At 66.8% G+C, this 8033-nt stretch carries 2 protein-coding genes; both read right to left on the reverse strand.

Going from position 1 to position 8033, the window contains the following annotated elements; genetic code table 11:
- Nucleotides 1-13 precede the first annotated feature (13 nt).
- Nucleotides 14-4051 carry a DNA-directed RNA polymerase subunit beta' gene (rpoC, locus tag V7004_RS12540; RefSeq protein ID WP_442968062.1) on the reverse strand — a complete coding sequence of 1346 codons (4038 nt, stop codon included), beginning with the start codon at nt 4049-4051 and terminating at the stop codon, nt 14-16.
- A gap of 70 nt (nt 4052-4121) precedes the next feature.
- Nucleotides 4122-7715 (reverse strand): DNA-directed RNA polymerase subunit beta, encoded by a 3594-nt coding sequence (rpoB, locus tag V7004_RS12545; protein ID WP_334144371.1) that lies wholly within the window; start codon nt 7713-7715, stop codon nt 4122-4124.
- Nucleotides 7716-8033: the final 318 nt, after the last annotated feature.

An 8033-nucleotide genomic window follows, 5' to 3' on the forward strand; every position in this document is an offset into this window, starting at 1 on the left:
GGGCAGGGGCGGTTCAGCCGATCTGGCCCTCACCGGCGGGGAGGTCGATCACCCTGGCGTCGGGCAGCTCCTCGCCGCTCTCGGCCAGATCACCGGCGCCCACGACGTCCGCCTCGCCGTCGCCGGTGGTCCGGCGCGCCAGCCACTCGGCCAGATCCGCCTCCTCGTCGGCCATCGAGTAGAACTCCATCGGCTGGTAGTCCGGCGCATGAGGCCGGATCGCCCGGTACTTCTGCATACCGGTGCCCGCCGGGATGAGCTTGCCGATGATGATGTTCTCCTTGAGGCCGATCAGGTTGTCGCTTCGCGACTCGATCGCCGCCTCAGTGAGCACCCGGGTCGTCTCCTGGAACGAGGCCGCCGACAGCCACGAATCGGTCGCCAGCGAGGCCTTGGTGATGCCCATGATCTCGGGGCGCCCCTCCGCGGGCTGCTTGCCCTCCTGGACCAGGGCGCGGTTGGTGTCGGTGTAGACCTTCCCGTCGACCCGCTCGCCGGGGAGGAAGTCGGAATCTCCCGGCTCCTGCACGGCGATCCGGCGGGTCATCTGGCGCACGATCAGCTCGATGTGCTTGTCGTGGATCGGCACGCCCTGGTCCCGGTACACCTTCTGGACCTCGTTGACCAGGTACTGCTGGGTCTCCCGGATGCCCTTGATCTCGAGGAGCTCCTTGGGGTCCCGCGGGCCTTCGATGATGGCGTCGCCCGCATGCACCTCCTGGCCGTCGGTGACCTCGAGGCGAGCCATGCCCGGCACCGTGTAGACGTCCTCGGTGCCGTCGTCAGCGACGATGGTGACGACTCGCCCCTTGCCCTCGTCGTCACCGACCCGCACCACGCCCGAGGTCCGAGCGAGGGTCGCCTTGCCCTTCGGCGATCGGGCCTCGAACAGCTCGACCACCCGGGGCAGACCGCCGGCGATGTCCTGGCTACCTGCGATCCCACCGGTGTGGAAGGTCCGCATCGTGAGCTGGGTACCCGGCTCGCCGATCGACTGGGCGGCGATGACGCCGACGGCCTCGCCGACCTCGATCATGTCACCGGTCGCCAGCGAGAGCCCGTAGCTGGCGGCGCTGATGCCGATGGACGAGTCGTCGGTGAGCGGTGACAGCACACGGACCCTGTTGATCTCGGGATCGTCACGCAGGATCGCCAACTCCGGTTCGCGCACCACCGACGAGGCGGGCAGGGTGAGCGTGGCCCGGTCACCGTCGACGGTGGCGGCCACCCATCGCTCCACCCAGCGAGCCTCTTCGACGTCCCACTGCAACACCTCGAGCCCCCACTCGCCTTCGCGTTCGACGAGGGCGTCGACGGGTGCCGAAGTGGTCACCTCGTCGGCGAGCACCCGGCTGTAGAGCCGCTGCTCGAGGTAGGTGCGGCGACCGGGTCGGTCCGGACCGACATCCTCGATCCAGATACCCCGGACCGGCCCACCGTCGGCGAACGGATCGTGGTCGTTGATGATGAGCTCCTGCGCCACGTCCACCAGCCGGCGGGTGAGGTACCCGGAGTCAGCGGTGCGGAGTGCGGTGTCGACGAGCCCCTTCCGCGCACCGGGCGTGGCGATGAAGTACTCGAGCATCGACAGGCCTTCGCGGAAGTTCGACTTGATCGGTCGGGGGATCATGTCACCACGAGGATTGGCCACCAGGCCACGCATGCCCGCGATCTGGCGGACCTGCATCATGTTCCCTCGGGCCCCGGAGCCGACCATCATGTCGATGGGGTTGAACTGCTGGGCCTTCAGGGCCTCCTCCATCTGCCGGCGGACCTCGTCGGTGGCCGTCGTCCAGATCTCGACTTCCTTCTGTCGGCGCTCACCGTCGGTGATGATGCCCCGGCGGAACTGCGCTTCGACCTTCTCGGCCTCCTTCTCGTGGAGGTCGAGGATGGCGCGCTTTTCGACCGGGGTCTTCACGTCCTCGATCGAGATCGTGAGCCCCGAGCGGGTCGCGTAGCGGAAGCAGAGGTCCTTGATGCGGTCGAGTGCGGTGCCGACGGCAGCCTTGCCGTAGTGCTTGGAGAGCTCGTCGACGATCTGCCCCATGACCTTCTTGTCCACCGGCCGGTTCAGGAACCGGAAGCCGTCGGGCAGTGCGGTGTTGAAGAAGACCCGCCCTGCCGTGGTGGGCTCGTACTCCGTCGATCCGTTGCGACCAGCCACCAGTTCCGGGACCCGGTACTGGATCCGCGCGTGCAGATCGATCTCGCCGGCCTCGTATGCCCGCTCGACCTGGTGGAGGTGCCGGAACACGGAGCCTTCACCCTTGGCGCCCTCGACCACCTCGGTCAGGTAGTAGGCCCCGATGATCATGTCCTGGGTCGGCGTCACCAGCGGTCGACCGTCGGCCGGGCTCAGGATGTTGTTGGCCGACAGCATCAGCACCCGGCTCTCCGCCTGCGCCTCGGCCGACAGCGGCAGGTGCACGGCCATCTGGTCGCCGTCGAAGTCGGCGTTGAAGGCGTGGCAGACGAGCGGGTGGATCTGGATGGCCTTGCCCTCGACCAGGACCGGCTCGAAGGCCTGGATCCCGAGCCGGTGCAGCGTCGGCGCCCGGTTGAGGAGCACCGGGTGCTCCTTGATGACCTCCTCGAGCACGTCCCACACCTGCGGGCGGCGACGCTCGACCATCCGCTTCGCCGACTTGATGTTCTGTGCCAGCTCGTTGTCCACGAGCTTCTTCATCACGAACGGCTTGAACAGCTCGAGCGCCATCAGCTTCGGCAGCCCGCACTGGTGCAGCTTGAGGGTCGGGCCCACCACGATCACCGAGCGACCCGAGTAGTCCACACGCTTGCCGAGCAGGTTCTGGCGGAACCGCCCCTGCTTGCCCTTGAGCATGTCGGAGAGCGACTTGAGGGGACGATTGCCGGGCCCCGTCACCGGCCGGCCACGGCGGCCATTGTCGAACAGCGCGTCGACAGCCTCCTGGAGCATGCGCTTCTCGTTGTTGACGATGATCTCGGGTGCGCCGAGGTCGAGGAGGCGCTTCAGGCGGTTGTTGCGATTGATCACCCGGCGGTACAGGTCGTTCAGGTCGGAGGTGGCGAAGCGTCCGCCGTCGAGCTGCACCACCGGCCGCAGCTCAGGGGGGATGACGGGCACCACGTCGAGGATCATCGCCCGGGGGTCGTTCACCCGGCGCCCGTGCTCGTCACGGCGGTTGAAGGCCGAGACGATCTTGAGGCGCTTGATCGCCTTCTGCTTGCGCTGCGCGGAGAGCGGGCGCTGCCCCTCCTGCGGATCAATAGCGGCACGCAGCTTCTCTTCTTCCTCATCGAGGTCGATGCGATCGATCAGCCGAGCGATGGCATCCGCGCCCATGCCACCCTCGAAGTAGTCGCCGTAGCGCTCGGTGAGCTCACGCCAGAGCATCTCGTCCTCGATGATCTTGCGGGCGAAGAGGTCCTTGAACTCCTCGAACGCCCGGGTCACCAGGTCGATCTCGATCTCGTAGCGCTCGCGGATCGCGGCCAGGTCCTTCTCGGCCGCGCGCCGGCGCGCGTTGAGCTCCGACTCCTTCGCCCCCTGGGCCTCGAGCTCGGCCAGCTCACTCTCGAGCGCCTCGAAACGCTCAGCCAGCTCCTTCTCCCGGTCGTTCTCGATGGCCTCCACCTCGCCGCGCATCTCGGCTTCGAGGTTGGGGAGATCCTCGTGGCGGCGCTCCTCGTCGACCCAGGTCACCAGGTTGGCAGCGAAGTAGATGACCTTCTCGAGCTGTTTGGCTTTCAGCTCCTCACGGGCCTCGGTGCCCATCAGCAGGTAGGCAAGCCACGAGCGGGTGCCACGCAGGTACCAGATGTGTACCACTGGGGCTGCCAGCTCGATGTGGCCCATCCGCTCCCGGCGCACCTTCGAGCGGGTGACCTCCACACCGCAGCGTTCGCAGATGATGCCCTTGAACCGGACGCGCTTGTACTTGCCGCAGTAGCACTCCCAGTCCTTCGTAGGACCGAAGATCTTCTCGCAGAAGAGGCCGTCCTTCTCCGGCTTGAGGGTGCGGTAGTTGATCGTCTCCGGCTTCTTAACCTCGCCGTTCGACCACATGCGGATCGACTCGGCCGTAGCGAGGCCGATGCGGAGCTGGTCGAAGTTGTTGACGTCCAGTGTTGCCACGTCAGCTCCTCTCCGCCTGGCGGCGGGCGTCTTCTTCGTCGCTGCCCCGTTCCGGGCGCGACAGGTCGATGCCGAGCTCCTCGGCCGTTCGGAAAAGGTCCTCGTCGAGTTCTCGCATCTCGATCTCCTCACCGGTGGTCGAGAGCACCTCGACGTTGAGGCAGAGGGCCTGCATCTCCTTGATGAGCACCTTGAAGCTCTCGGGGATGCCGGGCTCGGGGATGTTCTCACCCTTGACGATCGCCTCGTAGACCTTGACCCGACCGAGCACGTCGTCGGACTTGATGGTGAGCAGCTCCTGCAGGCAGTACGCCGCCCCGTACGCCTCGAGGGCCCAGACCTCCATCTCACCGAAGCGCTGGCCACCGAACTGCGCCTTCCCGCCCAGGGGCTGCTGGGTGATCATCGAGTACGGACCGGTGGACCGGGCGTGGATCTTGTCGTCGACCAGGTGGGCCAGCTTGAGGATGTAGACGATGCCCACCGTGATCGGGTTGTCGTAGGGCTCGCCCGTGCGACCGTTGTAGAGGATGGTCTTCCCGTCGGGGCGGATCAGGCGGCCGTTGTCGCCGTAGCGAGGATCGATCGCCTCCGGTCGGAGGTTCTCGAAGATCCGCTTGATCGTGGGGTGCTGGCCGGCCTCCTCCTCTTCGTCCCAGTGTGCGCCGTCGAACACCGGGGTGGCGATCAGCCGGGCAGCCGGGGTGGTGGGTCGGGTCTTCGACTCCGTGCCGCGCACCGGCTCATCGCCTTCGACCTGCCCGTCGATCTCCCAGCCCCAACGGGCGGCATAGCCGAGATGGGCCTCGAGCACCTGGCCGACGTTCATCCGTGACGGCACACCGAGCGGGTTCAGGATGATGTCGACCGGCGTGCCGTCCGCCAGGAAGGGCATGTCCTCGATGGGCAGGATCTTCGAGATCACGCCCTTGTTGCCGTGGCGGCCCGCCAGCTTGTCACCGACGCTGATCTTGCGCTTCTGGGCGACGTAGACCCGCACGAGCTGGTTCACCCCGGGAGGCAGCTCATGGCTCTCGTCACGGCTGAAGACCCGGACGTCGATGACCTTGCCCGACTCGCCGTGGGGCACCTTCAGTGAGGTGTCCCGCACCTCACGGGCCTTCTCACCGAAGATCGCCCGCAACAGGCGCTCCTCAGGGGTCAGCTCCGTCTCACCCTTGGGTGTGACCTTGCCGACCAGCACGTCCCCGGGGCCGACCTCGGCGCCGATGCGGATGATGCCCCGCTCGTCGAGGTCGGCGAGGATCTCCTCGGAGAGGTTCGGGATGTCCCGGGTGATCTCCTCCGGGCCGAGCTTGGTGTCGCGGGCGTCGATCTCGTGCTCGTGGATGTGGATCGAGGTGAGCACGTCGTCGCGCACCACCCGCTCGGAGAGGATGATGGCGTCCTCGAAGTTGTAGCCCTCCCAGGTCATGTAGGCCACGACGAGGTTCTTGCCGAGAGCCAACTCGCCATTCTCCGTCGAGGGGCCGTCCGCGAGGACGTCGCCCGCCCTGACCCGATCTCCGGCGCGGACGCGAGGCTTCTGGTTGATACAGGTGTCCTGGTTCGACCGCTCGAACTTGAGCAGCCGGTAGATCTTGCGGCCCTTCGTCTTGTACTCGACGGTGATGGAGTCGCCATCGACCTCGGTGACCACACCGTCCTCGTCGGCCAGGATCATGTCGGCCGCGTCGCGCGCCGCGCGGGCCTCAATGCCGGTACCGATGTACGGAGCCTCGGCGCGTACCAGCGGCACGGCCTGGCGCTGCATGTTGGCACCCATGAGCGCCCGGTTCGCGTCGTCGTGCTCGAGGAACGGGATGAGTGCGGTGGCCACCGAGACGATCTGCTTCGGCGAGACGTCCATCAGCTGGACCTCGTCCGGGGACACCGAGGAGATCTCCGTGGTCGCACCGAAGAACACGTCGCGCTCGAGCTGCAGCTTGAGCTCACCGAGGGTCGCGGCCTGCGGCGACCGGCGAACGAGGACCCGGTCCTCCTTGAAGGATCCGTCGGGATTGAGGGGCACGTTCGCCTGGGCGACGACGTACTCCTCCTCCTCGTCAGCGGTCAGGTAGACGATCTCGTCGGTCACCTTGCCGTTCTTGACGACCCGGTAGGGGGACTCGATGAAGCCGAACTCGTTGACCCGGGCATACGTCGCCAGCGCGCCGATCAGACCGATGTTCGGACCTTCCGGCGTCTCGATCGGACACATCCGGCCGTAGTGGCTGAAGTGCACGTCGCGCACCTCGAAGCCGGCCCGCTCCCGGGACAGGCCGCCCGGGCCCAGCGCCGAGAGGCGGCGGCGGTGGGTGAGCCCGGACAGCGGGTTCACCTGGTCCATGAACTGCGAGAGCTGGCTGGTGCCGAAGAACTCCTTGATGGCGGCCACCACGGGCCGGATGTTGATGAGGGTCTGAGGGGTGATGGCCTCCACGTCCTGGGTGGTCATCCGTTCCCGCACCACCCGTTCCATGCGGGACAGGCCGATGCGCACCTGGTTCTGGATGAGCTCCCCGACCGAGCGGATGCGCCGGTTGGCGAAGTGGTCCTGGTCGTCGAGCCGGTAACCGGGCTCCTGGACCATCAGGTGCAACATGTACGTGCAGGCGGCGAGCACTTCCGACGGGCTCAGCACTGACTGGTCGGGATCGGGCCGCTCGAGCTCGATGCCGAAGAGCTGTTCCACCTTCTCAATCTCGGGGCCGAGCTTGCGGTTCAGCTTGTAACGGCCGACGCGGGACAAGTCATAACGGCGCGACTCGAAGAACGCGTTGCGGAAGTAGGCCCGCGCCGACTCGACCGTCGGCGGCTCCCCCGGCCGGGCCCGCTTGTAGATCTCGACCAGCGACTCGTCCTGGGTCGGGGCGATCTCGCGGTCCTTCTCCCATTGCCCCTCGAGGAAGTCGAAGTGCCGGACGAGCCGATCGAGGAACCCGGGGTGGTTCTCCTCGTCGTAGCCGAGCGCACGCAGCAGGGTGAACATGCTCAGGCGCCTCTTGCGAGCCACCCGGGCCCCGGCGGTGACGTCCTTGCCCGGCTTCTGCTCGAGGTCGATCTCGAGCCATTCGCCCCGGTAGGGGTGGATCGTGCCGGTGACCAGCTGGTGCTTCTGGAGGTTCCGCAGGCGGAAGCGCTCACCTGGCTGGAAGATCACCCCGGGTGACCGCACGAGCTGGGACACCACCACCCGCTCGGTCCCGTTGATCACGAACGTGCCCTTGTCGGTCATCATGGGGAAGTCCCCCATGAAGACCGTCTGCTCCTTGATCTCGCCCGTGGTGGCGTTCATGAAGCGGGCCCGTACGAAGATCGGGGCGGAGAAGGTCATGTCCTTCTCCTTGCACTCCTCCACCGAGAACTTCGGCGGCGGCCGGAGATCCTCGTCGTCGGGATCGAACTCCAGTTCGAGCTGAAGGGTCTCGGTGAAGTCCTTGATCGGGCTGATGTCCCGGAAGGTCTCCGCCAGACCCTGGTGCAGGAACCAGCTGAAGGACTCTCGCTGGATAGCGATCAGATCTGGGAGCTCGAGGACCTCGTCGAGGTTCGCGAACGAGTACCGATCCCGGACGGCAGAGCGAGCAGGCAAGGTCACTCCTCAGGAGGATGTCGGTGAAGCCGCAGAGACCGTGCCCGGGCGCGCAGGGTCGCCGAAAGGGAACCGGCGAGAGCAGGACGGGCGGAGCACGGCAGAATCAGCCTAGGCGCAACCGCGTCGTGAAGCAACCCGAAAGGAACCCGCCTCTCGGGCTACATCGATCGGTGGGACACCGCAGCGGACGGCGCCGACCCCGCGTCAAGTTGCCGGCAGGGTAAGGCCAGTTGCCCCTCAGGTCAAGGTTTCCGGTCCGGCGATCCCGCCCGGCCGGTGAACGAGCCGCCAGTGCCACCACCCCGACGCGACGTG

The sequence above is a fragment of the Rhabdothermincola sp. genome, from assembly GCF_036846205.1.
Taxonomy (GTDB): domain Bacteria; phylum Actinomycetota; class Acidimicrobiia; order Acidimicrobiales; family Acidimicrobilacustridaceae; genus Rhabdothermincola.

What these genes read in the sequence shown, in the direction of transcription:
- rpoC (WP_442968062.1), bottom strand. Translation starts at nt 4,051, where the DNA reads ATGTGGTCGAACGGCGAGGTTAAGAAGCCGGAGACGATCAACTACCGC.